Source organism: Agrobacterium sp. ICMP 6402 (assembly GCF_009498615.1).
Taxonomy (GTDB): Bacteria; Pseudomonadota; Alphaproteobacteria; order Rhizobiales; family Rhizobiaceae; genus Agrobacterium; species Agrobacterium burrii.
Map to the genome: position 1 here is coordinate 76171 of NZ_QSNV01000005.1, position 24923 is coordinate 101093.

Here is a 24923-nt window from a genome sequence, read left to right on the forward strand (position 1 = left end):
GGAACGACATGGCCAATATTGCAGAACCAAAGAAGAGCTTCGCTTTCAGCGACCGCCAAAAGGACATCATCCAGAAATTTGCGGCGCTTGGCAGCCTCGTTGCGCTTGTAGCGGTCTTCTCCGCAACCAGCAGCGCTTTCTTCACCGTTAATAATGGCATGACGATCGCATTGCAGGTCACGTCCATCGCGCTGCTGGGTATCGGCGCAACCTGCGTCATCATCACCGGCGGTATCGATCTTTCCGTTGGCTCAGTGCTTGCGCTCGCCGGCGTCGTTGCAGCCCTTGCGGTGAAAGAACTTGGCATGCCGGTGCCGATCGGCATGTTTCTCGGCATTCTGACGGGGTCGCTTTGCGGCTTCATCAACGGCCTGCTTGTCACACGCTTTAAGCTGCCGCCCTTTATCGCCACACTTGGCATGATGCTGATCGCCCGCGGCGTGGCCCTGCAGATCACCGGTGCGCGTGCTGTTTCTGGCCTCGGCGAATCCTTCGGCGAACTCGGCAATGGCGCTCTCTTCCGCATCGTCAATATCGGTGACGACGGCTTCCCGAACGTGGTGTTTCCGGGCATCCCCTACCCTGTCATCCTGATGGTGGTGATTGCGCTTGCGGTTTCCTTCATGCTCAACCGCTCGATCCTCGGCCGTCATATCTATGCCGTCGGTTCCAATGCGGATGCGGCGCGCCTGTCTGGCGTGAACGTCGCCCGCGTTACCAATTTCACCTACATTCTGTCCGGCACGCTCGCTGGACTGACGGGCTGCGTGCTGATGTCGCGCCTCGTCACCGCCCAGCCGAATGAAGGCGTGATGTATGAGCTGGATGCGATTGCCAGTGCCGTCATTGGCGGCACATCGCTGATCGGGGGCGTTGGTACCATTTCCGGCACAGCCATCGGCGCCTTCGTCATCGGTATCCTGCGCAACGGTCTCAATATGAACGGCGTCTCCGCCTTCACGCAACAGATCATCATCGGCCTCGTCATTCTGGTCACCGTCTGGATCGACCAGTTGCGCAACCGCCGCTGATCAAGGGCCTGCGGACCCTTTCCGCAAAAAAGATCGGCAAGGGGAGGCCCGGTATGCCGACATCACGGAGGAAGAAATGAACAAACTTGCGACCGCCCTTCTGACATCCGCAATCGCGCTGTGGAGCGTTTCCACCGTGCAGGCCGGCGAAATCGCCGTCATTGTCAAGACCGTCAACTCCACTTTCTGGCAGAACGTCCAGAAGGGCGCCGATGCGGCGATGAAGAACTCTTCCGGCAACACCATGACTTTCCAGGGTCCGGCTGCCGAATCCGCGATCGCCGACCAGGTCAACATGGTTGAAAACGCCATCAACCGTAAGGTCGCAGGCATTGTTCTTGCCCCTTCCGATCCGGATGCACTGGTTCCGGCCGTCAAGAAGGCCTGGGAAGCCCGTATTCCCGTGGTTCTGATCGACTCGCAGCTGGCCAGCGGCTCGGAGCAATATTACCAGTCGTTCCTCGCGACCGATAACAAGAAAGCCGGCGAACTGGCAGCGCAGGCGCTGATCGACAAAGTGGGCAAGGAAGGCAAGATTGCCGTCATGTCATACGTCGCCGGCGCCGGTTCGGAAATTGGCCGCGTTGGCGGTTTCACCGATTACATCCAGATGAATTCCAACCTTAAGATTGTCGGTCCTTTCTATTCGCAGTCGCAGATGGCGACCGCGCTGAACCAGACCACCGACGTTCTGGCCGCGAATTCCGATCTGAAGGGCATCTTCGGCGCCAATGAGCCGACGGCAATCGGCGTTGGCCGTGCGCTCGCCCAGACCGGTAAGGCCGGCAAGGTCATCGGCATCGGCTTCGACGGCAATCAGGACCTTCAGGGCTTCGTCAAGGACGGCACGCTGGCCGGCATCGTCGTTCAGGGTTCCTACCAGATGGGTGAAAAGGGTGTGGAAACCATCACCAAGCTCATCAACAAGGAAAAGGTTGAGAAGTTCGTCGACACTGGCGTCGTTGTCGTCACTAAGGACAACGTTGAAAAGCCGGAAGCCAAGAACGTTCTGTACTAATGCATGACGGCGCGCCGCTTTACGGCGGCGCGCCTTTTCAAAGAAAAACCCGGAAAGTCCCTGCGATGAAAGTCTCCGATACACGCAAATTGCCGCGCCGCGCCGTTGACGTCACGGTCATGGGCCTCGGCTGCGCCCAGATGGGCAATCTCTACCGCGTTACGCCCTATGAAGAGTCCAAAGGTGCGTTCGATACGGCATGGGAAAGCGGCATGCGTTATTTCGATACCGCGCCCTTTTACGGTTACACGCGATCGGAGCGTCGTCTCGGCACCATGGTAACGGAGCATGAGCGGAGCGATTATACACTCAGCACCAAGGTCGGTCGTGTGATGGTTCCGGATGAAACCGTCGGCCCGGAAGAGGACGCCTATATCGCGCCGTTGCCGTTCCGCCCGACTTATGATTATTCCTATGACGGTATCCTGCGTTCCTTCGAGGCTAGCCAGCAGCGGCTGGGTGTTCTGAAGCCGGATATTCTTTATGTGCATGATATCGGCTCCTTCACCCATGGCGAAAAGCACCAGCATTACTGGGAGCAGCTGACCACTGGCGGCGGCTTCCGGGCGCTTGGCAAACTGCGTGAAGAAGGGTCGACCGGAGCTGTTGGCCTTGGCGTCAACGAATGGCAGATCGTCAGCGACGCCATGGATGTCTTCGATATCGACGTCGCCATGCTTGCCGGTCGTTATACGCTCCTGGAACAGCAGAGCCTTGCCTTCATGAACCGCTGTGCTGAAAGCGGCGTGGGCATCGTCGTCGCCGGTGCGTTCAATTCGGGCATTCTGGCCGGCAACCGCAAGTTCAACTACGCCGATGCGCCTGCCGATATCCTCACGCGCGTCGATGCGCTGCAGGGCGTGTGCGAGGAACTGGGCGTGTCGTTGCAGGCGGCCGCGCTGCAATTTCCGCTCTCCCATCCGGCTTCGGTCACGGTCGTGTCAGGCGCGCGCAATGCGCAACAGCTTGCCTCCAATATCGAATGGTTCGAACAGCCTATCCCGGATGAATTCTGGTCTGAGCTGCACAGGCGCGGCCTGATTGCCGAAGGTTCGCCCGTACCCGGCGGAAAGGCCTGAGGCCATGTTCATCGACGCCCACCAGCATTTCTGGTTGATGAAGGACCGCGCCGGGCAATGGCCGCCGCCGTCGCTCGCCGCCATCTACCGGGATTTTCTTCCGGCCGATCTGTCGCCGTTATTGGCCGAAGCCGGTGTCTCCGGCACGGTGCTGGTGCAGACGATGGAGACTGCGGCCGACACGGATTTCATGCTGGAGCTGGCGGAAAAGACCGACTTCATCAAGGGCGTGGTCGGCTGGGTGGACATGAAGTCTCCCGATGCGGTGACGGAAATTGCCCGCCGGGCAAAACATCCGGCCTTCAAGGGCGTTCGCCCCATGCTGCAGGGCATGGAAGATATTGCCTGGATCGACGATCAGGCGCTGGATGCCGCCGTGGAAGCGTTGGTGAAACACGGGCTGGTCTTTGATGCGCTGGTGTTGCCGCCCAATCTGCCGCATCTCCTTTCCTTTGCCCGCCGTTATCCGCAATTGCCTGTTGTCATCGATCATGGTGCGAAGCCATTGATCGCCACCGGTCATTATAGCGACTGGCGGAGCGACATTGTGGCTCTGGCCGCTCTTGCCAATGTTCATTGCAAGCTTTCCGGTCTGCTGACCGAGCGTGGCGAGCAGCGGCCGGAAGCGGTGCGGCCTTATGCCGAAACCATTCTGGAACTCTTCGGCGCAAACCGCGTGATCTTCGGCAGCGACTGGCCGGTGTTGCGACTGGCTGGCGATTACCAGGTCTGGCTGGATCTCTGCCGCGATATCGTGCCGGCAGAAGACCATGCGTCAGTTTTTGGCGGCAACGCCATTCGTTTTTATTCCCTTTCTGACAGGTGATGCATGCTGGCGATTTTCTGTGACACTCCCGGTCAACTTACCGCCAAGGATCTGCCGAAGCCTCGCCGTGGTGAAGGTGAAGTGCTGGTGCGCATTCGCCGCATCGGCGTCTGCGGTACGGATCTGCATATTTTCACCGGCAACCAGCCTTATCTTTCCTACCCGCGCATCATGGGTCACGAGCTTTCCGGCACGGTGGAAGAAGCGCCTGATGGCAGTCCTCTTTCCGCTGGCGACGTGGTCACCGTCATCCCCTATATCTCCTGCGGAAAATGCAGTGCCTGCCTGAAGGGCAAGAGCAATTGCTGCCGCAATATCGGCGTGCTCGGCGTTCATCGCGATGGCGGCATGGTTGAATATCTGAGCGTGCCGCAGCAATTCGTGCTGAAGGCGGAGGGGCTGAGCCTCGATCAGGCGGCCATGACTGAATTTCTGGCGATTGGCGCGCATGCCGTGCGCCGTGGCGCGGTCGAGAAAGGGCAGAAGGTCCTGATCGTCGGCGCCGGTCCTATCGGCATGGCGGTTGCGGTTTTTGCGGTTCTCGATGGCGGCGAGGTGACCATGATCGACGGGCGCACCGACCGGCTGGATTTCTGCAAGCAGCATCTCGGTGTTGCCCACACGGTAACGCTTGGTGAAGGCGACAAAGACCGCCTTTCCGATATTACCGGCGGTGATTTCTTCGATGCGGTTTTTGATGCGACGGGCAATCCGAAGGCCATGGAGCGCGGGTTTTCCTTCGTCGGGCATGGCGGCTCCTATGTGCTGGTATCCATCGTCGCCAGCGATATCAGCTTCAATGATCCGGAGTTTCACAAGCGCGAGACGACGCTGCTCGGCAGCCGCAATGCAACGCCTGAGGATTTCGAACGCGTTTTGCAGGCGCTGCGTGAAGGCAAGGTGCCGGAAGCGCTGATTACGCACCGTATGACGCTTGCCGATGTGCCTTCCAAATTCGCCGGTCTGACCGATCCGAAAGCCGGAGTCATCAAGGGCATGGTGGAGGTCGCATGACAGTTGGCACCCCCATTCTGCAATTTGGCACCAGCCGCTTTCTTCTGGCGCATGCGGATCTGTTCGTTTCGCAGGCGCTGGATAAAGGTGAGGCTCTTGGACATATCGCTATTGTCCAGACGACCGGCAATGCGGAAAGCCTGAAGCGTGTTGCGGCGCTGAATAGCGGCGCGCCCTACCCTGTGCGCATTCGCGGTATCAGCGATGGGCAGGAAGTGGACGAGGAAATTCCGGGTAAGGCTGTCGCACGCGCGCTGACCGCCGCGACCGACTGGGCCGAAGTGCGGCGTCTTGCCTGCGTGGCCGAGGTTATCCTCTCCAATACGGGCGATCGCGGTTATGAGCTGGATTCCGCTGACGGTCCTGGCCTTGCGGCCGATTTTACGATGGTGCCGAAAAGCTTTCCGGCGAAGCTCTGCATGTTGCTGCTGGAGCGTTTTCAGAGCAATCCGGAAGCGCCTTTGTCGATCTTCCCCTGCGAACTTGTGCCGCGCAATGGCGAAAGGCTGCAGCAAGTCATTCGCCAGCTTGCCGACGAATGGCAATTGCCGGCGGGGTTTGCTTTTTATCTCAATGAGAAATGCCGTTTCGCCAATAGTCTGGTGGATCGCATCGTCTCCGAGCCTATCGATCCAGTTGGTGCGGTGGCGGAGCCCTATGCGCTCTGGGCAATCGAGAGGCATGAAGGGCTCGTTTTGCCATGCGCTCACCCTGCGATCGTGTTGACGGATGATCTCGACCACTATGAAAAGCTGAAGCTCTTTCTGCTCAATCTCGGCCATTCCTATCTGGCCGAGCGCTGGATGCAGGATGCCCGGGCCAAGGACGAGACGGTGCGGCAGGCAATGGCCGACGACGCTCTCGTTACGGATCTGGAAACGCTGTGGCGGGACGAGGTTCTGCCGGTCTTTGCTGCCGAAGGCATGGGAGATGAGGCTGCGGTCTATATCGGCGTGTTGCGCGAACGTTTGCGCAATCCTTTTCTCGCGCATCGGCTGGCCGATATCGCCGGTAACCACGATGAAAAGAAGCGTCGTCGATTCATCCCGATCATCGCTGCTGCAGAACGGCTGGGATTGAACCTGCCGCAACACGGGCTGCGCGCGGCGCTTGCCACCATCAAGCAATAACGGAGTTTTTCATGCAGCGTATGGGCATGGTCATAGGCGTCAAACCGGACATGATCGCGGAGTATAAAAGGCTGCACGCTGCCGTCTGGCCGGAAGTTCTGGCGCTCATCAGCGACAGCAACATCCGTAACTATACGATCTTCCTGCGTGAACCGGAAAATCTGCTGTTCGGTTATTGGGAATATCACGGCACGGATTTCAGCGCTGACATGGCGAAGATAGCCGCAAGCCCCAAGAACCAGGAATGGTGGTCTTTCACCATTCCCTGCCAGCAACCGCTCGAAAGCCGCAGGCAAGACGAGTGGTGGGCGATGATGGAAGAAACCTTCCACCACGATTGAACGATTTCCTTTGACACTGACCGCGAGTAACCGGCCATGACCAAAATTACAGATCTGCGTGTTTTCGACCTGCGTTTCCCGACCTCCCAGAGCCTCGACGGTTCGGATGCGATGAATCCCGACCCGGATTATTCGGCGGCTTACGTCATTCTCGACACCGACGAGCCGGGCCTGAAGGGCCATGGTCTGACCTTCACCATTGGCCGGGGCAATGACATCTGCTGCATGGCCATCGAGGCGATGCGCCATCTGGTGGTCGGCACCGATCTCGCCACCGTCACCGAAAACCCCGGCAAATATTGGCGGCATCTGACGAGCGACAGCCAGCTGCGCTGGATCGGCCCGGATAAGGGCGCGATGCATCTCGCCACCGGTGCCGTCGTCAATGCGGTCTGGGATTTGCTGGCGAAGAAGGCGGGCAAGCCGGTGTGGCAGCTTGTTGCCGATATGAGCGCTGAAGAAATCGCCGACATCGTCGATTATCGCTATCTGACCGATGTGCTGACCCGTGACGATGCGCTTGCGATCCTGAGACAAGCCGAGAGCGGCAAAAAGGAGCGTATCGAGACGCTGAAGAACGAGGGTTATGCCTGCTACACGACATCAGCCGGCTGGCTCGGTTATGACGATGCCAAGCTGCGCCGTCTTTGCCAGGAAGCCATCGATGCCGGATTCAACCATGTGAAGATGAAGGTCGGCCGTGATCTGGAGGATGACATCCGCCGTCTCACCATCGCCCGCGAGGTGATTGGCCCCGACCGTTATCTGATGATCGATGCCAATCAGGTGTGGGAAGTGGATCAGGCAATCGAGTGGGTGAACAAGCTCGCCTTTTCCAAGCCCTTCTTCATCGAAGAGCCGACCAGCCCGGACGATATCGCCGGCCATCGCAAGATTCGCGCAGCCATCGGTTCCGTGAAGGTGGCGACCGGCGAAATGTGCCAGAACCGCATCATGTTCAAGCAGTTCATCGCCGAAGGCGCCATCGATGTGGTGCAGATCGACAGCTGCCGCATGGGTGGTCTGAACGAGGTGCTGGCGGTGCTGCTGATTGCCGCCAAATACAACCTGCCGGTTTGGCCGCATGCCGGTGGTGTCGGCCTTTGCGAATATGTACAGCACCTGTCGATGATCGACTACCTGGTGGTATCGGGCACCAAGGAAGGTCGCGTTATCGAATATGTGGATCACTTGCACGAGCACTTCATTGAGCCTTGCGATATCCGCAACGCCGCTTACATGCCGCCGAAACTGCCGGGCTTCTCCATCGAAATGAAGCCGGATTCGATCGAGACCTACACCTTCGAGGGATGATCAAAGGACAGTAGCGCCGCCTCGAGGCGCTGCCACTCCGCTTTGCTGCCGGGAAGGCCGAAACGCATGTCGCTCGGCCTTTCATCGAAAATGCGGACCAGAATGCCGCGCCGACCGAGATGGTCGAACAGTGCTGTGGCGCGCTTATGCCGGATAAGCGTGAACAGGGACGTGCCGCCGGCGATTTCCAGTCGCGCTTTTTTCAGCAGGTCATTCATGCGCCGGGCTTCTTTCGCGAGCTGAAGGCGCATGGATGATCGCCAATCCTCGTCTGCCAAAGCTTCGGTCGCAATATGTAGTGCCGGGCCGGAAACTGCCCAGGGTCCGAGCCTTGCCTCGAGTGTAGCGGCGATATCAGGATGCGCAATTGCGAAACCGAGCCGCACGCCTGCCATGCCATAAAATTTACCGAAGGATCGCAGTACCACCAGCGCATCGTGATCTGCGACATCTGCAAGGCTTTCCGCACCTCCCGTTTCGATAAAAGCTTCATCCACGACGAGCAGGCCGCCATTAGGGCGCATCGAATCGGCTAGAGACAGCAGAGCCTGTCTATCAGTGGCGCGGCCATCGGGATTGTTGGGATTGACCACCACCGCATAGCCGGATGCTGACAGGTCGCCAAGGTTTTCCACTTCGGTAACGGTCAGTCCGGCCATGCGCGCGGTGCGGGAATGTTCCGCATAGGCGGGCGAAAGGACGCTGCCATTTTTTGCCCCACGGGAAAGAGCGATTTGAGCCAGTAAAGGCATCAGCATCTGCGTGCCGGGAGAAAGTGTGACATGCCGGGCAGAAGGTGCGCCAAAATGGGCCGCTGCCAGCTGCTTCAACGCGTCGGCAGCATCCGGTTCCGGCAGGCGGGCGAAGGCGCTGGCGGGAATGGGCGAATGCGGATAGGAGTGCGGATTGATCCCGGTCGAAAGGTCGATCCACGGTTCAGGCGCGTCAGGAAACATCAGGCGCGCCTTGCCGAGATCGCCGCCGTGACGGATCGCTCCTTGAGCCTTTTCTGGTACTGTCTCGCCCATGTTCTTTGCTCTCGCTTTCCTGTCGCTCGTGATCGAACGCCTGACCGGCTATCCGGACTGGCTGTTCAATCGCATCGGCCACCCCGTCACCTGGATCGGTTCGCTTATCGCGCTGCTGGACAAAAAATGGAACCGGGAGAGCGCGTCATTTTCGCAGCGTAAGGCGGCGGGCGTGGCGGCGTTGGTGGTTTTTGCCGGTCTCACCGTCATTCTTGCATGGTCTGCTCAATCGCTTCTGCTTCTCCTGCCCTTCGGCCTGTTGGCTGTGGCGATCCTCGGTGCTTCGCTTCCGGCGCAGAAAAGTCTGGAACAGCATGTGGAAGCTGTTGCCACCGCTCTGGAGCGCGAGGGGGTGGAAGGTGGCCGCAAGGCTGTATCGATGATCGTTGGTCGTGATCCGCAAAAGCTGGATGAGGCGGCGATCTGCCGGGCGGCGATTGAAAGTCTGGCCGAGAATTTTTCCGACGGTATCGTTGCCCCTGCCCTTTGGCTCGGCCTGTTGGGCCTGCCGGGCGGCGCGGCCTATAAGGCGATCAATACGGCCGACAGCATGATCGGCCATCGTTCACCACGCCATGAAGCCTTTGGTTGGGCCTCGGCCCGGCTGGACGATCTGGTCAATTTGCCGGCGTCGAGGTTGAGCGGCGTTCTTTTCGTAGTGGCAGCTTTTTTTGTGAAGGGCGCGTCGCCCAAGGGTGCCATCGCTGCGATCCGTCGTGATGCGCACCACCATCGTTCCCCCAATGCCGGCTGGCCGGAGGCGGCGCTGGCTGGTGCTCTTGGCTTTGCACTTGCCGGCCCTCGCTCCTATGGCGGGCAGATGATTGATGCGGGTTTCATGGGTGAAGGCGGAAGAGCGACGCTGGTTGCCGGCGATATTCGCACCGCGCTACGGCTGGCGCGGATCGCAGATGTCTTGCTGATCGGCTTGTTTGGGCTGCTGGCGATCCTTATCGCGCTATAGACAGCAGTCTGTCGAGATCGAGGTGCTCTTCCATATGCGCCGCCAGACGGTCAAGAACCGCGTCCACTTGCGCATCGTAATTCAGATGGGTGCCCTCACCGCCAAGTCGCTCCAGCCATGCGCTGCGCTGGCCGTTATCCGCAAAAAGCCCGTGAATATAGGTGCCGAAGATGCGGCCGTCGGGCGAGATGGCGCCATCGGCATGTCCGTCGATCATCGAGAACGGCTGGTTATCCGCAGCACCCTTCGTTTCGCCGACATGCATTTCATAGCCGGATAAATCAATTCCGTCGAAACTCCTGCCCCGCACGGAAACCAGCCGTTTGTCGCCGGTCAAAACCGTATCGACATCCAGCAAGCCAAGCCCGTCAATCTTCGCCAGCGGCCCTTCTATGCCGGCAGGATCAGCGACGGTTTTCCCCAGCATCTGGTATCCGCCGCAGAGGCCAAGAACATAGCCACCACGCCGGGCGTGGGCCTTGATATCGATATCGAGACCCGCATTTTTCAACACGGCCAAATCGGCGATGGTGGATTTCGAACCGCAAAGCAGCACCAGCCGGCAATCGGCAGGAATGGTTTCGCCCGGCCGCACGCGGATCAGTTCCACATCCGGTTCCATGTCCAGCGGATCCAGATCGTCGAAATTGGAAATATGCGGCAGGATTGGCACCGCGATGCGGATATTCGCACCCGGTTTCTGCTGGGCAGGGCCGGAAAGACCGAGAGCATCTTCCGCCGGCAGTTTCGTGGCATCGGAAAAATGTGGCAGAAGGCCGATGGAGGCCCAATCGGTCTTTTCCGCAATCATCCGCATGCCATCTGAAAACAGCGCCGGATCGCCGCGAAAGCGGTTGACGATGAAACCTTCGATCATTGCCGCATCGCCCGGCTCAAGCACTGCCTTGGTGCCGACGAGGCTGGCGATGACGCCGCCCCGATCGATATCGCCGATCAGGATTACGGGCGCATTTGCCGCACGGGCAAAACCCATATTGGCGATGTCATTGGCGCGTAGGTTGATTTCAGACGCGCTGCCCGCCCCTTCCACCAGCACCAGATCGGCCCGTAGTTTCAGGTGCTCAAAGCTTTCCAGCACAAGCGGCATCAGCCCGGCCTTCATGTGCTGATAATCGGCCGCTCTGGCATTACCGACGATCTTGCCCTGCACCACCACCTGTGCGCCGGTCTCGCTCTGTGGTTTCAGGAGTACCGGGTTCATGTGAACGGAGAGCGGCACCCCCGCCGCCCGCGCCTGCAGCGCCTGCGCACGGCCGATCTCGCCGCCGTCGGCGGTCACCGCCGCATTATTCGACATGTTCTGCGGTTTGAACGGCATGACCGACAGGCCGCGCCGGGTGAATGCCCGGGCAAGGCCGGCCACCATCAGCGATTTGCCGACGTCCGAGCCGGTTCCCTGAAACATCAGCACCCGCGCAGTCATGTCAGAATTCTATCCCGGCCTGCGCCTTCACGCCCGCCTTGAAGTGGTGTTTCACCAGCGTCATTTCCGTCACCATGTCGGCGGCGTCGATCAGCGGTTGCTTGGCATTGCGGCCGGTGACGATAACGTGCAGATCAGGCCTGCGACTGGACAGCGTTTCAACGACCTCTTCCAGCGGCAGATAGTCGTAACGCAGCGCGATGTTCAGTTCATCGAGGATCAGGAGGCCGATCGTTTCATCGGCCATCAGGACCTTGGCTTCTTCCCAGGCCTTTGTGGCTGCGGCAACATCGCGTTTCAGATCCTGTGTGTCCCACGTGAAACCCTCGCCCATGGTGCGCCAGACAACCTTGTCACCGAAAAGCGTCAGAGCCTGTTGTTCGCCCGTTGACCATGCGCCCTTGATGAACTGCACCACGCCGACCCGCCGCCCAGTGCCGATCATGCGCAAAGCAAGGCCGAAGGCCGCCGTGGACTTGCCTTTGCCGGGGCCGGTATTGATCATCAGCAGACCTTTTTCGATGGTCTTTGCCGCAACTTCGGCATCCTGAACCGTCTTGCGGTTGACCATTTTCTGCCGGTGGCGTTCGGCTTCGTTGTCGCTGATGTCGCGCGTCATCACGTTTTCCTTCTCATCCTGCTGTGCGGGCCATGCCCCCGCCATTCGGAGCGGCGACTATACCCAATTTGCCGCACCCGGCAATGTGTGAGGGACAGGCCGCGGCATTGACCCTCACCCCCGTTCAGCCTAATGGTAGCGGACTGACGGTCTTTTCCCGGCAACGGGAAAAGCTAAGAGGGAACACGGTTCCACCCGGACAATGGGTCATTCCGTGGCTGCCCCCGCAACTGTAAGCGGTAAGCCCGCACCGTAAAGCCACTGGGCCTTCAATATGGGTTCGGGAAGGCGGTGCCCGGGTGTTTTGAAGCCGCAAGCCAGGAGACCTGCCGTTTCAGAAAAAACGTCTGCCGGGCGGGGTGCTCCGGTCAGTCGGTCAGATCGAACATTGGGGTTGCGCATCTGCGCATGCCGTTTTCGATATCCGCACCCCGACGATTTTTTTGAAGGCGCGGGAAGCGAAACGGTTTGGATATTTCAGCGACATCTTCATGTGCAGGCGGAAACACGCAGGCTGACACGGCGTCCGGTGTGGTCGTCTTCGTTTGCCGAAGCTGTCGCGATGAAGCCGATCCCAATGCTGAACCGCGCGCCGGTTCGCGCCTCGCCGATGCCGTCATCGCAAAGGCGGAAGAATCTGGCGTCGTCGTTCGTTCCGTCAATTGCCTTGCCAATTGCAAGCGCGGCCTCAGCGCCGTGCTGCGTGGCGGCGACGGCTGGTCCTATGTATTTGGCGGACTGACGCCGGATGATGCAGGTGACCTGTTGACGGGCGCGCATATGCTGGCCGCCTCCGCAGATGGCCTGATGCCCTGGCGTGGCCGGCCCGACACATTAAAGCGCGGCATGGTGGCGCGCATTCCCCCATTCGATTTTACCGAGGAGAGATCATGAGCACCCTTCTGGACCGCGTTCCCTGCACCATCGTCACCGGCTTTCTGGGGGCCGGAAAAACCACGCTGCTGCGCGGTCTTCTGGAAAAGCTGGATGGCAAGCGGCTCGCCATCATCGTCAATGAATTCGGCGATATCGGCATCGATGGCGAAATTCTGAAAGGCTGCGGCATTGAAAGCTGCCCGGAAGAAAACATCGTCGAACTGGCCAATGGCTGCATCTGCTGCACGGTGGCGGATGATTTCCAGCCCGCCATCGAGCAGATTTTGAGCCGCCAGCCGAAGGTGGAGCATATCCTCATCGAAACGTCCGGCCTCGCCCTGCCGAAGCCGCTGGTGCAGGCCTTCCAATGGCCGGCGATCAAGAGCCGCGTGACGGTGGATGCCGTGGTGGCCGTAGTGGATGGTGCCGCCCTTGCCGAGGGACAGGTTGCCCACGACATGGAAGCACTCGCCGCCCAGCGGGCGAATGACGAGGCGCTTGATCACGATGACCCGGTTGAAGAGGTTTTCGAGGATCAGATTGCCTGCGCCGACCTTATCGTGATGACCAAGGCTGATCTTCTCGATAGCGCTGGTCTCGACAAGGCAAAGGCCCACATTCTTGAGCACCTGCCAAAGGCCGCGAAGATCGTCGTGGCATCCAATGGCGCAATCGATCCTGCGGTGCTGATCGGTCTCGGTCTTGCAGTGGAAGAGGACATCGAAAACCGCCGTACCCACCATGATGGTGAACTGGATCATGAACACGACGATTTCGACAGCTTCGTCATCGATCTGCCTGCCGTGAGCGATCCGGAAGCGCTGGCGATCCGCATTGCAGAGACGGCGGCTGCGGAAAATGTTTTGCGCATAAAGGGCTTCATTGAGGTTTCCGCCAAGCCGATGCGCCTGCAGGTGCAGGCCGTGGGCAGCCGGGTCAACCGCTATTACGATCGCCCATGGGCGGCGGGTGAGGAGCGCCGCAGCCGGCTCGTTATCATCGGTGAAAAGGGCATCAACCGCGAAAAGATAGAACAGATGCTGGCCGCCTGACCGGCCACGGACTTTTACTGGAAATGCTTTAGATGCATATTCTCGCCACCACATCCTCGTCTCTGGACGACCTGATCGAGCCGGTTGATCTCAACCAGCCCCGTTCAGATGTGGTGATGTTGTCTTTTTCGGCAAGCGATCTTGCCGGGCTTGAGCAGGCCTGGCGGCAGGCGGGGCGCGCTATGCCATCCCTGTCCGTCGCCAACCTGTCCGAGCTTCGGCATCCGATGTCGGTTGATCTGTGGATCGAAAAGACGGCGGAACATGCCCGCGTTATTCTTATCCGGATTCTCGGCGGCGCGGAGCGCTGGCGTTACGGCGTCGACCAGCTGGCGATTTTGGCGCCCAGGCACGGCATCAAGCTTCTGCTTTTGCCGGGAGAATGCAGCGAAAGGGACGAAAAGCTCGAAGCGGCTTCGACCGTGGATCGGCAGATGTTGGCCTCCGTCCTTTCCTTTTTCCGTGAAGGCGGAGGGGAAAATATGGGCAGCCTTGCAGCTGGTCTGGCGGTTCTGGCAAAGGATGGCATCTGGCCGGATATCGAGGCCGAACCATTGCCGAAGGCCGGATTCTACCGGCCCGGGCAGGGCGTCGTCAGTCAGGCGGAAGCCCGTGCCGCCTTTCCAGCCGATGCAGCCATCCTGCCCATTCTCTTTTACCGCTCCATGCTGCTTGCGGAGGATGTGGCGCCCGTGGATGCGCTTTTCCACGCGCTTTGCGAGCGTGGTTTTGCACCCTTGCCGATTTTCGTCAGCGGCCTGAAGGATGGGGAGGCGATCCGTTTTCTCGAAACCGTGCTGCCCGATCTTCAGCCTGTCGCCATCATCGCCGCCACGGCTTTTGCCAGCCAGACGGATGAAGTCGGGAAAACACTGTTCGACCGCCTTGGCGTGCCAGTGTTTCAGGTGGTCATGGCGACGACCCGGCGGGATGGCTGGGCGGAAAATGCCCGCGGCCTCAACCCGTCCGATCTTGCCATGCATGTGGTTCTGCCGGAACTGGATGGCCGGATTCTCGCCGGTGCGATTTCGTTCAAACAGGCGCGGGCGGATGGTGGTGTCAGCCTCCTAAATGTGCCGGAGGCGGATCGCGTCGAGCAGGTGGCGAACCGCATCGCGGCCTTTCTGCGATTGAAACAGGCATCGAAACAGGATCGCCGTATCGTTATTCTGATGCCCAATTATCCCGGTGCCGCGCCGGGGCGCACGGGTTACGCCGTTGGTCTGGATGTGCCGCAAAGCGTGCTTGAAATGTTGCGCGATCTTGCCGATGCGGGATATGCGGTGTCGAATATTCCTGAAACCGCTCGGGCTTTACTGGATTGTGTCGAGCATCAGGAAGCGGCGATTGATCTTTCCGCCTATCTAGATTTTCTTGAGGTTTTGCCGGAAACGGCGGCCGTATCCGTGAATGCCACGTGGGGAACTGCGGAAAGTGACGATGCGCTTGCCGATGGCGCATTCCGCTTTCGCGTGGCCCGTTTTGGCAATGTGTTCGTGGCGCTCGCACCGGACCGGGGGCGAAACGAGGATAAGCGGGTGGATTACCACGACCCTGCCCTGCCGCCGCGTCACGCACTTGTTGCTTTCGGTGCGTGGATGCAACGGGTCGCGGCGGCACATGCCATCGTACATGTCGGTGCTCACGGCACGCTCGAGTGGCTGCCGGGCAAGACGGTCGCGCTTTCGCGCAATTGTTTTCCGGAAATCGTCACCGGCCCACTGCCGGTGGTCTATCCTTTCATCGTTTCCAATCCCGGCGAGGCGGCGGTGGCCAAACGGCGGATTGCTGCCGTGACCATCGGCCATATTCCGCCGGTGCTGGTCAACGCCGGGCTATCACAGGGCCAATCGGCGCTGGAACAGCTGGTCGATGAATATGCGCAGGCGGATGGGCTGGATCGCCGCCGCCGTGACCGGCTGGCGAAACTGATCGTTGAAAAGGCGCTGGAAACCGGGCTTGCGGCGGAGGCGGGCGTGGGCGCGAAGGATGACGCCGACGCGGCCCTGTCGCGTATCGACGCCTTTCTCTGCGACCTGAAAGATTTCGCCATCAAGGACGGCCAGCATGTCTTCGGCCGCTACCCGGAAGGGGAAACCGATCCGCTGAGGCTTGAAAGCGCCAGGGCGGAAAAAGCGGCATTACTCGCCGCGCTTGATGGACGACATGTGGTTCCCGGCCCTTCCGGGGCACCCGCTCGCGGACGGCTCGACGTGCTGCCCACCGGCCGTAATCTTTATGCAGCCGACCCGCGCACCATGCCGACGCCGACGGCGTTCGAGCTAGGCCGCATGGCGGGGGAAGAAGTGCTTCGGCACCACCTGCAAAGTCATGGCGACTGGCCGAAACATCTGGTTTTCGATCTCTGGGGAAGTGCGAGCCTGCGCAATGGCGGTGAGGATGTGGCGCAGGCGCTGCATCTGATGGGGGCGAGACCGATCCATGACCTGACCACCGGCCGCGTCACCGGCATCGAAGTTATGCCACCGGCGAGCCTTGGGCGGCCGCGGGTTGATGTCACCTTTCGCATTTCCGGCCTGTTCCGCGACATGTTTCCGGCGCTGATTGCGCTGCTTGATGCTGCCGCCAAGGCCGTGGCGCGGCGGGATGAGGCGCCGGGAGACAATCCGCTGGCGGAAGAGGCGGCAGCGCTCGGGCATATTCCGGCGCGTATCTTCGGTTCCGCGCCCGGAACCTATGGCGCGGGTATCGAAGAAAAACTCGCCAGCGGAAAATGGGACGAACGCGAGGAGTTGGGACAGGCCTATCTTGATGCTGCAAGCCATGCTTTCGGCGGTGCCGATGGGCTGGAGATGTTCGAGAATGCCGGTTTTGTGGAACTGGTGCGCCGGGCCGATCTTCTGGTTCATACTGGCGACGATCCCGGCCGCGATCTTCTTGACGGCTCTTCTGATGTCGCCTTCATCGGCGGCTTCTCCGCGGCGAAGGCAGCATTGGGTGGTGTAGCCGATATCGTGGCGCTGGATACGACCGACCCGGCACGTCCGCGTGCAAGGTCGATGGCGCAAGCGCTGACGCGGGTGGTGCGGGCACGCGCCGTCAACCCGCGCTTCATTGCCGGCCAGATGCGGCATGGCCCACGCGGAGCGGCGGAATTTGCCGAAACGGTGGACCGGCTGGTCGGTTTTGCCGAAACCACTCATGTGGTTTCCTCTTCGCTGATCGAGGCGCTTTATGACGCCTATTTCGGCAACGAGGCGGTGCGCGATTTCATCCTGCGGGAAAATCCGAAGGCAGGACAGGTGATGGCCGAGCGCTTCCTGTCCGCCCGCCGTCGCGGCCTGTGGCACAGCCGGCGAAATGCGGTGGATGCGGAGCTGGAAATGCTGATCCTGCCCCGTTCCGAAAGGATTGGCGCATGATGGCTGCTGCTGCCGATATCGTTCAGCCATTCGGTCGCCGCGGTCTTTGCCCGGCGCTCTCAGCACCTATGCGGACCGGCGACGGTTTTCTGTCCCGAGTAGCTTTCGGGGCGGATATCTCGCCCCGTGCGATGGTGGCACTTTGCGACCTTGCCGAGCGGCACGGCAATGGGCTGCTCGACATCACCGCACGCGGCAGCCTCCAGTTCCGCGGCCTGACGCCGGAAAGCGCATGCGCCCTGGAAAAGGATGTTCTGGCACTTGGTCTGCCGCTGCGCGAAGGGCTGGCAGTCGAGACTTCGCCTCTTGCCGGCCGGGATGACACGGAAATCGCCGACGGGCGTTTTCTCGCCGAACAGATAAGGAAAGAGGCCGACCGGCTCGCTCTTCATGAAAAGCTCGCCGCCAAGATTTCTGTCGTCATTGATGGTGGCGGATATCTCTCCATGGGGGAATTGCTGGCAGATATTCGCCTCAAAGCGATCCGGCTGGACAGCCAGACTTTCTGGCAACTGCTTGTCGGCGGGCCGGAAAGCAAAGCACTGAACGCGGGGTTGGTCGAAACGGCTGCGGTGGCGGATGTGGTCCTTTCGCTTCTCCTTTATCTCGTCGGCAAGGGGGTATTTGCACGTGGCCGCGATCTGGACCGATCGGCCATCCAAGCGGTTTGTGGCGACCGGCTGCTGGATCGGCTGCTAAAGAGCGAGGCCGTTCGGGCACCTTCTTCGCCGCTTGGATTGATGGCAGCGGGCACGGGCCTTTTTGCTGCCGGTACCGCGCCTGCCTTCGGGCAGGTTCGAGGCTCTGATTTATCGCGTCTCTGCCAGGGCGCCGATATGCTCGGCATCAAGGCTTTGCGGCCATCACCAAACCATAGCATGCTATTTTTCGGATCGAAATCCGCTTGCGATGCATTGCTTGAGGCTGCAGGGGCATGTGGTTTCGTTACCGAGGCCGGTGATGCGCGCTCTTCCATCGCTGTCTGTCCCGGCGCGCCGGGCTGTGCATCGGCTTTTCTTCCAACGCATGAACTGGCCGCTTTTGCTTCCCGGGAATGCGCCTCATTGCTCGACGGTTCTTTCACGTTGCATATTTCCGGCTGTGGCAAAGGCTGCGCGCACCCTGCCCCGTCGCTTCTGGCCTTTTGCGGCACGGCCGATGGGCTGGCCTTTTCCGTTTCCGGCCGCGCCGGCGACCCGCCCGACGGGATTTTACCTTTCGCACAGCAGAGGACGGCGCTTTCGCGGCTTGCCCGTCTTTACGAAAAAGAACATAAGCCCGGGGAAAACGGCGCCACCCTGCTTGCCCGTCTTGGCAGGCAAGCGATTGGTGTGGCGCTTCGACAGGATGACCGATGACCGACTATGACTATATTCGCGACGGCAACGCGATCTACGAGCGCTCCTTCGCCATTATCCGTGAAGAAGCGGATTTATCCGGCTTTACCCAAGAGCAGGCGGATATCGCCATTCGCATGATCCATGCCTGCGGGCAGGTGGAGGCGGCCAGCCATTTCCGTTTCTCGCCCGATTTCGTTGCCGCTGCGCGGGGTGCGTTGCTGGCCGGAAAGCCCATCCTCTGTGATGCGCAAATGGTTGCCCATGGCGTAACCCATGCCCGGCTTCCGAATGACAATGCCGTCATCTGCACATTGCGTGATCCACGCACACCAGAGCTTGCGAAAAAGATCGGCAATACGCGTTCGGCCGCCGCACTCGATCTCTGGGCGGAAAAACTGGACGGCGCTCTTGTTGCCATCGGCAATGCGCCGACGGCGCTGTTCTATCTTCTCGAGATGCTGGAAAAGGGTGCGCCGCGTCCCGCCGCCATCATCGGCATGCCCGTCGGCTTCGTCGGCGCGGCGGAATCGAAGGATGCGCTGGAGGCAAGCGCGCTCGGCATTCCCTATGCCATCGTCAAGGGACGTATGGGCGGTTCGGCCATGACGGCCGCTGCCATCAATGCGGTTGCGAGGGCAGGCCTGTGAGTGCGGCTCTTTTTGAACAAGCCAAGGGTAAACTGGTTGGTGTCGGCACCGGCCCGGGCGATCCCGAGCTTCTGACACTGAAAGCGGTGCGCGCCATCGAAAATGCCGATGTGCTTGCTTTTTTCTGCAAGAAGGGCGGTAGCGGTAATGGTCGCGGCATCGTTGAAGCCTTCATCCGCCCCGGTACGCTGGAAATGCCGCTGGTCTATCCGGTGACCGTCGAAAGCGACAAGAACGGCGAGGATTATCGCGGCGCGATTGCCGCATTCTTCGACCAGTCGGCGAAGGACATTGCCGCCCATCTTGAGGCCGGGCGCAATGTGGCCGTGCTTTCGGAAGGCGATCCGCTGTTTTACGGCTCCTATATGCACCTTCATCTGCGGCTGTCTCCGTCCTACGATGCAGAGGTGGTTGCGGGTATCACGGCCATGTCCGGCTGCTGGTCCATGGCCGGGCTGCCGTTGGTACAGGGTGACGATATATTGAGCGTGCTCCCCGGAACGCTTGCGGAAGATATTCTCGCGGAACGACTTTCCGGTACCGATGGAGCCGTGATCATGAAGGTTGGGCGCAACCTGCCGAAAATCCGCCGGGCGCTGGAAAAGGCCGGTAAGCTCAGCGAGGCGCTCTATGTGGAGCGCGGCACCATGGCAAACAGCCATGCGGTGCCGCTTATCGAGCGTGACGCATCGCCGGCACCCTATTTTTCGCTGGTTCTGGTGCCCGGCTGGAAAACCAGACCCTCTGCAGGTGAAAATCCATGACTGGCAGGCTCGTCGTCGTCGGCCTCGGCCCCGGCAGTATGGCGCAGGTAACGCCGGAAGCGCTGGCTGCCGTCGAGGCTTCGGAAGATTTCTTCGGTTATATTCCTTATCTCGACCGCCTGTCGCTTGCTCCCCGCCAGCGCCGCCACGCCTCCGACAATCGCGAGGAAATTTCCCGCGCCGAACAGGCGCTGCGGCTTGCGGCCGAAGGCGGCAAGGTCTGCGTGGTTTCCGGCGGCGATCCCGGCGTTTTCGCCATGGCGGCGGCCATCTGCGAGGCGATTGAAAATGGTCCGTCCGAATGGCGCGACATCGATTTTTCCGTCGTGCCTGGTGTGACCGCCATGCTGGCCGTTGCCGCAAAGGCGGGCGCTCCGCTAGGTCATGATTTCTGCGCCATTTCGCTGTCTGACAATCTCAAGCCCTGGGGCATCATCGAAAAGCGGCTGATCGCGGCGGCGCAAGCCGGATTCGTGATGGCTTTTTATAACCCCGTCAGCAAGGCGCGGCCGCACCAACTCGGCACTGCTTTTGATCTTTTGCGCGCGCATCTACCCGGCTCGGTGCCGGTGATCTTCGGTCGCGCCGCAGGCCGGGCGGATGAGTGCATTCGGGTCGTGCCGCTCTCGGAAGCATCGAGCGACATGGCTGACATGGCCACCTGCATCATCGTCGGTTCGGTGGAAACCCGTCTGATCGAGCGTTCCGGCAAGGAACCGATCGTTTATTCGCCGCGGTTTTCGAAAAGGGAGAGCTGATGGCGGATGGCGGTGAGCGCAGACGCTATGTCCGGCACCGTCGTGCCCTTCAGGGGCGCGTCGCCGAGAGATCGCGGCCGCTCGATCATGATGACCGGCAGGCCAAGCCGTCTCGCCGCTTCGATTTTGCCGTAACTGGCGCTGCCGCCGGAATTTTTGGAAACCACAGTCTCGATGCGGTTTTCCTCCAGCATGCGGATTTCGTCGTCCAGCGCAAAGGGGCCGCGTGCGGTGATGTAGCGCGCATGCGGTACGTTCAGTGGCGGCTCCACGGGGTCGACGCTGCGGATGAGATAGCTGTGCCGGGGCGCGGCTTCGAAGGGAAGAAGCTCCTGGCGGCCGAGAGCCAGAAATACACGCCTGCTTTCATCTCCAAGCGCGGCAACAGCCTGTTCGGCAGTGTCGGCGCTCTGCCATCGGTCACCTGGCTGTCGCTGCCAGGCGGGACGCGAAAGCGCCACAAGTGGAACGTCGGCCAGTCTTGCTGCTTCAACCGCATTGGCGGAAATTTTTGCCGCATAGGGATGGGTGGCATCGACCAGAATATCGAAACCCTTGGTGCGAATGAAATCCGCCAGCCCTGCTGCGCCGCCAAACCCGCCGCTGCGCATCGGTACCGGCTGTTCGACCGGCGAGAGCGTGCGGCCCGCCATGGACAGCAGAATTCGGTAGCTGGAGTCCTCTGCCAGCCTGCCGGCCAGAATGCGGGCATCCGCCGTGCCGCCAAGGATGAGTATGGAGCGTGTCATGACGTCTGAATATTCCGGAACGGGTAAGGCTTCTACTGAAAAGAGTGCTTCCACCGAAAAGAAAGAAAAGCCATGGCTCTCGATCGTCGGTATCGGCGAAGACGGGCTTGAGGGGCTGGGCCGCAACGCGGTTGCGGCAATAGAGGTGGCCGAGGTGGTTTTCGGCGGCAAACGTCATCTGGAACTGGCGGAAGCAGCCATTCAGGGGGAGGCACGCCCGTGGCCAGTGCCCTTTGATGTGGGCATGAGCGATGTTCTGGCGTTGCGCGGCAGGCGGGTTTGTGTGCTGGCCTCCGGCGATCCGTTTTTCTACGGCGTCGGTGTTACGCTTCTGCGGCGGATCCCCTCCGGGGAGACTGTCTGCTATCCCTCGCCTTCCGCCTTTTCTCTGGCCGCGGCACGCCTTGGCTGGGCGTTGCAATCGCCCGGATGCGTTTCGCTGCATGGGCGCTCCATCGATCTTTTGCGGCCGCATCTGCATCCCGGCTCGCGGATCATTGCGCTTACCTCGGATGAGCGTGACCCGGCTTTGATTGCGGGGTTGCTGTCTGAGTCCGGTTTTGGTCGGTCGGAATTCATCCTGCTTGAAGCGTTGGGGGGAGCGCGTGAAAGGCGGCGGCAAGCCAGGGCGGCTGATTTTGCCTTTGAAGATATTGACCCGCTGAATGTGGTGGCGATTGATGTCGTGGCGGATGAGGATGCGCGTGTCCTGCCGTTTACGCAGGGGCTCGATGACAGCCTGTTCGAACATGACGGGCAGATAACCAAACGGGAAATCCGGGCTGTGACGCTCTCCTCACTGGCGCCCCGGCGTGGAGAACTGCTGTGGGACATTGGCGCGGGCTCCGGCTCGATCGGTATCGAATGGATGCTGTCGCATCCCTCGCTGCGCGCCATTGCCATAGAGCAGCATCCGGAAAGGGCGGAGCGGATCACCCGCAATGCCGATGCTTTTGGCGTTCCGGGGCTGGAGGTCATGATCGGTGTGGCCCCGGCAGCTTTTGAAGGCTTGCCCACGCCGGATGCTATTTTCATTGGCGGTGGCGGCAGTGAAGCAGGTGTGCTCGAGGCTGCCATGGAGGTTTTGAAACCCGGCGGGCGGCTGGTCGCCAATGCGGTGACGCTGGAAATGGAAGCGGTTTTGCTTGCCGCCTGTGCGCAGCTTGGCGGTTCGATGATCCGGCTGGAGGTTTCTCGCGTAGCGGCTGTCGGCTCCATGTCAGGCTGGCGGCCGGCCATGCCGGTGATGCAATGGAGCTGGGTCAAGCCATGGTGACCGTGGCCGGTATAGGCTGCCGTAAAGGTGCTGCTTCGGATGCGATCATCACGGCCATACGCACCGCCGAGCGGACCCTTGGCATGACGGTTGACTCTCTGGCGACTGCGTCGCTCAAGGCCGGGGAAGCTGGCCTCGCGGAAGCGGCAAAAGCCCTGTCGCTGCCGCTTGAAATCGTAACGCAGCAGCGGCTCGAAGCGGTTGCCGCTGAGACAATGACATTTTCACAGGCGAGCCTCGATCACGCCGGCACGCCAAGCGTCAGCGAAGCCTCGGCGCTGGCGGCAGCTGGAGTAGGTGCACGGTTGGTTTCGCCACGCCTCGTCGTCGGTGATGTAACTGTGGCTATCGCAACGACGGGCAACGTGCCACGTGGTAACGACTGCGCCATTGAATACGGAGAAGAAGAATGACGGTTCATTTCATCGGCGCCGGTCCGGGTGCCGCAGATCTCATTACGGTGCGCGGGCGCGATCTCATCGCTGCCTGCCCGGTTTGCCTCTATGCCGGTTCGCTGGTTCCGAAGGCGCTGATCGATTATTGCCCGACGGCGGCGCGCATCATCGATACGGCGGCACTTTCGCTGGATGAGATCGAGGCGGAATTCGCGGCGGCGGCGAAGGCAGGCAAGGATGTCGCGCGGCTGCACTCCGGCGATCTTTCCGTCTGGAGCGCCATGGGCGAACAGATCCGCCGGCTGGAGCGGCTGGGTCTAGATTATACCGTCACGCCTGGCGTGCCCTCCTTCGCGGCCGCTGCCGCCACCTTGCAGCGGGAGCTGACGGTGCCGGAAGTGGCGCAGAGCCTTGTGCTGACCCGCATTTCCGGTCGTGCATCGAAGATGCCTGACGGTGAGACGCTGAAGGCTTTCGGCGCGACTGGCACGACACTCGCCATTCACCTCGCCATTCATGCCATCGGCAAGGTGGTGGAGGAGCTGACGCCGCTTTATGGGTCCGATTGCCCCGTTGCCATCGTGGTGCGCGCCTCCTGGCCGGATGAGCGGGTCATTCGCGGCACGCTGTTCGATATTGAGGCCAAGCTTACGGCGGAACCGGTGGAGCGCACGGCGCTGATCTTCGTCGGTCGCGGGCTTGCCTCCACGGATTTTCGCGAGAGCGCGCTTTACAGTACCGACTATGTACGCCGGTTCCGTTCTCCGAAAGAAGATGCGGCGGGTTGATGCGACGGCGTGGAGGCGGTGCGCCCCTTGAGCGCGCCCTGACGATCGAAAACAACAATATCGAGCGCGATGGCCGGCGTGTTCAGCGCCGCCGCTGCGGTTACCCAGGCTTTTTCCGCAACGATTGCTCCGAGGTCTATCCCCGCGTCTTCGGCCAGCTGAAAGGCGTGCGCGACCATGTTGGCCTGACGGATGGCAATGGCGAGATCATCATCGCCTCCCGCCTCCGTGGCCAGAGCCGCCAATGCTTCAAGATCGGCAAGGCCCTTTTTGGAATGCACGTCGAGCATGCCCTGGGCGAGCTTGGTCATTTTGGCGACGCCGCCGGCGATCGTCACACGCTCGACGGGGTGGCTGCGCAGATATTTCAGCATGCCGCCGATGAAATCACCCATGTCGATCAGGGCAGTTTCCGGCAACTCATACAGCGCCTGCCCGGCCTTTTCGGAGGTGTTTCCGGTCGCGCCAAGCACGTGTGTGCAGCCGGTTGCCCGCGCCACATCGATGCCGCGCCAGATGGAGTGAATCCAGGCCGAGCAGGAAAAGGGAATGACGACGCCGGTGGTGCCGAGAATGGAAATGCCGCCAAGAATGCCGAGCCTGCCATTCAGGGTTTTTTCGGCCAGTTTCTCGCCGTCTCGAACCGAGATTTCCACTTCGAAATCGGCATTCGCTCCCGCCACTTCGCGAATGGCGGTCTCGATCATCTTGCGCGGCACGGGGTTGATGGCGGGTTCTCCTGGTGGCAGTGGCAGGCCCGGCCGGGTAACGGTGCCGACGCCCTTGCCGGCCTTGAAAGTGATGCCGCTTCCTGGCTCACCCCGTCTGACCGTGCTTTCGATCAGCGCGCCATGGGTGACGTCAGGATCGTCGCCGGCATCCTTGACGACGCCGGCGCGGGCGAAGTTTTCACCTTTTTCTTCTGTTGCAAGGGAAAATGCCGGCCTCGCCCCGCTTGGAAGTTCGACCTCGACGGGGTAAGGAAATTCGCCGGTCAGAAGGGCGGCGCAGGCCGCCTTCGTGGCGGCTGCCGCGCAGGTGCCCGTGGTCCAGCCGCGGCGAAGGGTCTTTCCATCCGTTTCCATAT

24 protein-coding genes and 1 riboswitch are annotated in these 24923 nt (G+C 60.8%); of the genes, 19 read left to right on the forward strand and 5 right to left on the reverse strand.

Features of this window, described 5'->3' with window-relative positions; genetic code table 11:
- The first annotated feature begins 8 nt into the window (after positions 1-8).
- The 8 genes from DXT96_RS15330 (at position 9) to DXT96_RS15365 (ending at position 7753) form a co-directional block, all read left to right on the forward strand.
- Positions 9-1031: an ABC transporter permease gene (locus tag DXT96_RS15330; RefSeq protein ID WP_149900368.1), complete on the forward strand. Its 1023-nt coding sequence runs from the start codon at positions 9-11 to the stop codon at positions 1029-1031.
- A 76-nt stretch (positions 1032-1107) separates the two neighbouring features.
- Positions 1108-2049: an ABC transporter substrate-binding protein gene (locus DXT96_RS15335; protein ID WP_153515421.1), complete on the forward strand. Its 942-nt coding sequence runs from the start codon at positions 1108-1110 to the stop codon at positions 2047-2049.
- A gap of 65 nt (positions 2050-2114) precedes the next feature.
- Positions 2115-3128 carry an aldo/keto reductase gene (locus DXT96_RS15340; RefSeq protein WP_153515422.1) on the forward strand — a complete coding sequence of 338 codons (1014 nt, stop codon included), beginning with the start codon at positions 2115-2117 and terminating at the stop codon, positions 3126-3128.
- Between the two features lie 4 nt (positions 3129-3132).
- Positions 3133-3954 (forward strand): amidohydrolase, encoded by an 822-nt coding sequence (locus DXT96_RS15345; protein WP_153515423.1) that lies wholly within the window; start codon positions 3133-3135, stop codon positions 3952-3954.
- Between the two features lie 3 nt (positions 3955-3957).
- Positions 3958-4968: a zinc-binding alcohol dehydrogenase family protein gene (locus tag DXT96_RS15350; RefSeq protein WP_153515424.1), complete on the forward strand. Its 1011-nt coding sequence runs from the start codon at positions 3958-3960 to the stop codon at positions 4966-4968.
- Entirely contained in the window at positions 4965-6098 is a 1134-nt protein-coding gene (locus DXT96_RS15355) for a mannitol dehydrogenase family protein (RefSeq protein WP_153515425.1), read from the forward strand. The genes DXT96_RS15350 and DXT96_RS15355 overlap by 4 nt, the downstream gene beginning before the upstream one ends.
- 11 nt (positions 6099-6109) lie before the next feature.
- A complete protein-coding gene (locus DXT96_RS15360; protein ID WP_153515426.1) occupies positions 6110-6439 on the forward strand; it encodes an L-rhamnose mutarotase in 330 nt (109 codons plus the stop codon).
- A 36-nt stretch (positions 6440-6475) separates the two neighbouring features.
- The gene (locus DXT96_RS15365) at positions 6476-7753 is read left to right on the forward strand and encodes an L-fuconate dehydratase (protein ID WP_153515427.1); all 1278 of its coding nucleotides are present in this window, start codon (positions 6476-6478) and stop codon (positions 7751-7753) included.
- Here the strand turns inward: DXT96_RS15365 and cobD are convergent.
- A complete protein-coding gene (cobD, locus tag DXT96_RS15370; protein WP_153515428.1) occupies positions 7735-8781 on the reverse strand; it encodes a threonine-phosphate decarboxylase CobD in 1047 nt (348 codons plus the stop codon). The genes DXT96_RS15365 and cobD overlap by 19 nt on opposite strands.
- Between cobD and cbiB the strand changes: the two genes are divergently transcribed.
- Positions 8780-9745, forward strand: a complete 966-nt coding sequence (gene cbiB / locus DXT96_RS15375; protein ID WP_153515429.1) for an adenosylcobinamide-phosphate synthase CbiB — start codon at positions 8780-8782, stop codon at positions 9743-9745. The two genes, cobD and cbiB, sit on opposite strands and share 2 nt — an antisense overlap.
- Here cbiB and DXT96_RS15380 read toward each other — a convergent pair.
- Positions 9732-11189 carry a cobyric acid synthase gene (locus DXT96_RS15380; protein WP_153515430.1) on the reverse strand — a complete coding sequence of 486 codons (1458 nt, stop codon included), beginning with the start codon at positions 11187-11189 and terminating at the stop codon, positions 9732-9734. The two genes, cbiB and DXT96_RS15380, sit on opposite strands and share 14 nt — an antisense overlap.
- Before the next feature lies 1 nt (position 11190).
- Positions 11191-11808 (reverse strand): cob(I)yrinic acid a,c-diamide adenosyltransferase, encoded by a 618-nt coding sequence (cobO, locus tag DXT96_RS15385; RefSeq protein ID WP_153515431.1) that lies wholly within the window; start codon positions 11806-11808, stop codon positions 11191-11193.
- Between the two features lie 130 nt (positions 11809-11938).
- Positions 11939-12157: riboswitch (cobalamin riboswitch) on the forward strand.
- A gap of 119 nt (positions 12158-12276) precedes the next feature.
- Here cobO and DXT96_RS15390 point away from each other — a divergent pair.
- From DXT96_RS15390 to DXT96_RS15420, 7 genes are read left to right on the forward strand one after another with little or no spacing between them, the layout of a single operon-like run.
- A complete protein-coding gene (locus DXT96_RS15390) occupies positions 12277-12702 on the forward strand; it encodes a DUF1636 family protein (RefSeq protein WP_149900380.1) in 426 nt (141 codons plus the stop codon).
- A complete protein-coding gene (cobW, locus tag DXT96_RS15395; RefSeq protein ID WP_153515432.1) occupies positions 12699-13736 on the forward strand; it encodes a cobalamin biosynthesis protein CobW in 1038 nt (345 codons plus the stop codon). The genes DXT96_RS15390 and cobW overlap by 4 nt, the downstream gene beginning before the upstream one ends.
- A 32-nt stretch (positions 13737-13768) precedes the next feature.
- The gene (cobN, locus tag DXT96_RS15400; protein WP_153515433.1) at positions 13769-17119 is read left to right on the forward strand and encodes a cobaltochelatase subunit CobN; all 3351 of its coding nucleotides are present in this window, start codon (positions 13769-13771) and stop codon (positions 17117-17119) included.
- The gene (gene cobG / locus DXT96_RS15405; protein WP_153515589.1) at positions 17119-18477 is read left to right on the forward strand and encodes a precorrin-3B synthase; all 1359 of its coding nucleotides are present in this window, start codon (positions 17119-17121) and stop codon (positions 18475-18477) included. Before cobN ends, cobG begins: the two co-directional genes overlap by 1 nt.
- Entirely contained in the window at positions 18474-19106 is a 633-nt protein-coding gene (locus tag DXT96_RS15410; protein WP_153515434.1) for a precorrin-8X methylmutase, read from the forward strand. Before cobG ends, DXT96_RS15410 begins: the two co-directional genes overlap by 4 nt.
- Positions 19103-19870 carry a precorrin-2 C(20)-methyltransferase gene (locus DXT96_RS15415; protein WP_371418885.1) on the forward strand — a complete coding sequence of 256 codons (768 nt, stop codon included), beginning with the start codon at positions 19103-19105 and terminating at the stop codon, positions 19868-19870. The genes DXT96_RS15410 and DXT96_RS15415 overlap by 4 nt, the downstream gene beginning before the upstream one ends.
- The gene (locus DXT96_RS15420) at positions 19867-20628 is read left to right on the forward strand and encodes a precorrin-3B C(17)-methyltransferase (protein ID WP_153515435.1); all 762 of its coding nucleotides are present in this window, start codon (positions 19867-19869) and stop codon (positions 20626-20628) included. Before DXT96_RS15415 ends, DXT96_RS15420 begins: the two co-directional genes overlap by 4 nt.
- Here DXT96_RS15420 and DXT96_RS15425 read toward each other — a convergent pair.
- The gene (locus DXT96_RS15425) at positions 20595-21377 is read right to left on the reverse strand and encodes a cobalt-precorrin-6A reductase (RefSeq protein WP_153515436.1); all 783 of its coding nucleotides are present in this window, start codon (positions 21375-21377) and stop codon (positions 20595-20597) included. The genes DXT96_RS15420 and DXT96_RS15425 overlap by 34 nt on opposite strands.
- Between DXT96_RS15425 and cbiE the strand changes: the two genes are divergently transcribed.
- From cbiE to cobM, 3 genes are read left to right on the forward strand one after another with little or no spacing between them, the layout of a single operon-like run.
- A complete protein-coding gene (cbiE, locus tag DXT96_RS15430; RefSeq protein WP_153515437.1) occupies positions 21376-22653 on the forward strand; it encodes a precorrin-6y C5,15-methyltransferase (decarboxylating) subunit CbiE in 1278 nt (425 codons plus the stop codon). The two genes, DXT96_RS15425 and cbiE, sit on opposite strands and share 2 nt — an antisense overlap.
- Entirely contained in the window at positions 22647-23066 is a 420-nt protein-coding gene (locus DXT96_RS15435; RefSeq protein WP_194287656.1) for a cobalamin biosynthesis protein, read from the forward strand. Before cbiE ends, DXT96_RS15435 begins: the two co-directional genes overlap by 7 nt.
- Positions 23063-23836 carry a precorrin-4 C(11)-methyltransferase gene (gene cobM / locus DXT96_RS15440; protein WP_153515439.1) on the forward strand — a complete coding sequence of 258 codons (774 nt, stop codon included), beginning with the start codon at positions 23063-23065 and terminating at the stop codon, positions 23834-23836. The genes DXT96_RS15435 and cobM overlap by 4 nt, the downstream gene beginning before the upstream one ends.
- On the opposite strand, the gene DXT96_RS15445 is transcribed toward cobM, so the two are convergent.
- Positions 23791-24921, reverse strand: coding sequence for a cobalt-precorrin-5B (C(1))-methyltransferase (locus DXT96_RS15445; protein WP_153515440.1), 1131 nt, complete (start codon positions 24919-24921; stop codon positions 23791-23793). The two genes, cobM and DXT96_RS15445, sit on opposite strands and share 46 nt — an antisense overlap.
- Positions 24922-24923: the final 2 nt, after the last annotated feature.

Excerpts from the sequence above, each read along its gene's own strand:
- DXT96_RS15380 (WP_153515430.1), bottom strand. The coding sequence starts at position 11,189 with ATGACTGCGCGGGTGCTGATGTTTCAGGGAACCGGCTCGGACGTCGGC.
- DXT96_RS15360 (WP_153515426.1), top strand. The coding sequence starts at position 6,110 with ATGCAGCGTATGGGCATGGTCATAGGCGTCAAACCGGACATGATCGCG.
- DXT96_RS15420 (WP_153515435.1), top strand. The coding sequence starts at position 19,867 with ATGACTGGCAGGCTCGTCGTCGTCGGCCTCGGCCCCGGCAGTATGGCG.
- DXT96_RS15435 (WP_194287656.1), top strand. The coding sequence starts at position 22,647 with ATGGTGACCGTGGCCGGTATAGGCTGCCGTAAAGGTGCTGCTTCGGAT.
- DXT96_RS15355 (WP_153515425.1), top strand. The coding sequence starts at position 4,965 with ATGACAGTTGGCACCCCCATTCTGCAATTTGGCACCAGCCGCTTTCTT.
- cobG (WP_153515589.1), top strand. The coding sequence starts at position 17,119 with ATGGCTGCTGCTGCCGATATCGTTCAGCCATTCGGTCGCCGCGGTCTT.
- DXT96_RS15335 (WP_153515421.1), top strand. The coding sequence starts at position 1,108 with ATGAACAAACTTGCGACCGCCCTTCTGACATCCGCAATCGCGCTGTGG.
- DXT96_RS15365 (WP_153515427.1), top strand. The coding sequence starts at position 6,476 with ATGACCAAAATTACAGATCTGCGTGTTTTCGACCTGCGTTTCCCGACC.
- DXT96_RS15340 (WP_153515422.1), top strand. The coding sequence starts at position 2,115 with ATGAAAGTCTCCGATACACGCAAATTGCCGCGCCGCGCCGTTGACGTC.
- DXT96_RS15330 (WP_149900368.1), top strand. The coding sequence starts at position 9 with ATGGCCAATATTGCAGAACCAAAGAAGAGCTTCGCTTTCAGCGACCGC.
- cobN (WP_153515433.1), top strand. The coding sequence starts at position 13,769 with ATGCATATTCTCGCCACCACATCCTCGTCTCTGGACGACCTGATCGAG.
- cobO (WP_153515431.1), bottom strand. The coding sequence starts at position 11,808 with ATGACGCGCGACATCAGCGACAACGAAGCCGAACGCCACCGGCAGAAA.
- DXT96_RS15345 (WP_153515423.1), top strand. The coding sequence starts at position 3,133 with ATGTTCATCGACGCCCACCAGCATTTCTGGTTGATGAAGGACCGCGCC.
- DXT96_RS15350 (WP_153515424.1), top strand. The coding sequence starts at position 3,958 with ATGCTGGCGATTTTCTGTGACACTCCCGGTCAACTTACCGCCAAGGAT.
- DXT96_RS15410 (WP_153515434.1), top strand. The coding sequence starts at position 18,474 with ATGACCGACTATGACTATATTCGCGACGGCAACGCGATCTACGAGCGC.
- cobD (WP_153515428.1), bottom strand. The coding sequence starts at position 8,781 with ATGGGCGAGACAGTACCAGAAAAGGCTCAAGGAGCGATCCGTCACGGC.
- cbiE (WP_153515437.1), top strand. The coding sequence starts at position 21,376 with ATGACGTCTGAATATTCCGGAACGGGTAAGGCTTCTACTGAAAAGAGT.
- cobW (WP_153515432.1), top strand. The coding sequence starts at position 12,699 with ATGAGCACCCTTCTGGACCGCGTTCCCTGCACCATCGTCACCGGCTTT.
- cobM (WP_153515439.1), top strand. The coding sequence starts at position 23,063 with ATGACGGTTCATTTCATCGGCGCCGGTCCGGGTGCCGCAGATCTCATT.
- DXT96_RS15445 (WP_153515440.1), bottom strand. The coding sequence starts at position 24,921 with ATGGAAACGGATGGAAAGACCCTTCGCCGCGGCTGGACCACGGGCACC.
- cbiB (WP_153515429.1), top strand. The coding sequence starts at position 8,780 with ATGTTCTTTGCTCTCGCTTTCCTGTCGCTCGTGATCGAACGCCTGACC.
- DXT96_RS15425 (WP_153515436.1), bottom strand. The coding sequence starts at position 21,377 with ATGACACGCTCCATACTCATCCTTGGCGGCACGGCGGATGCCCGCATT.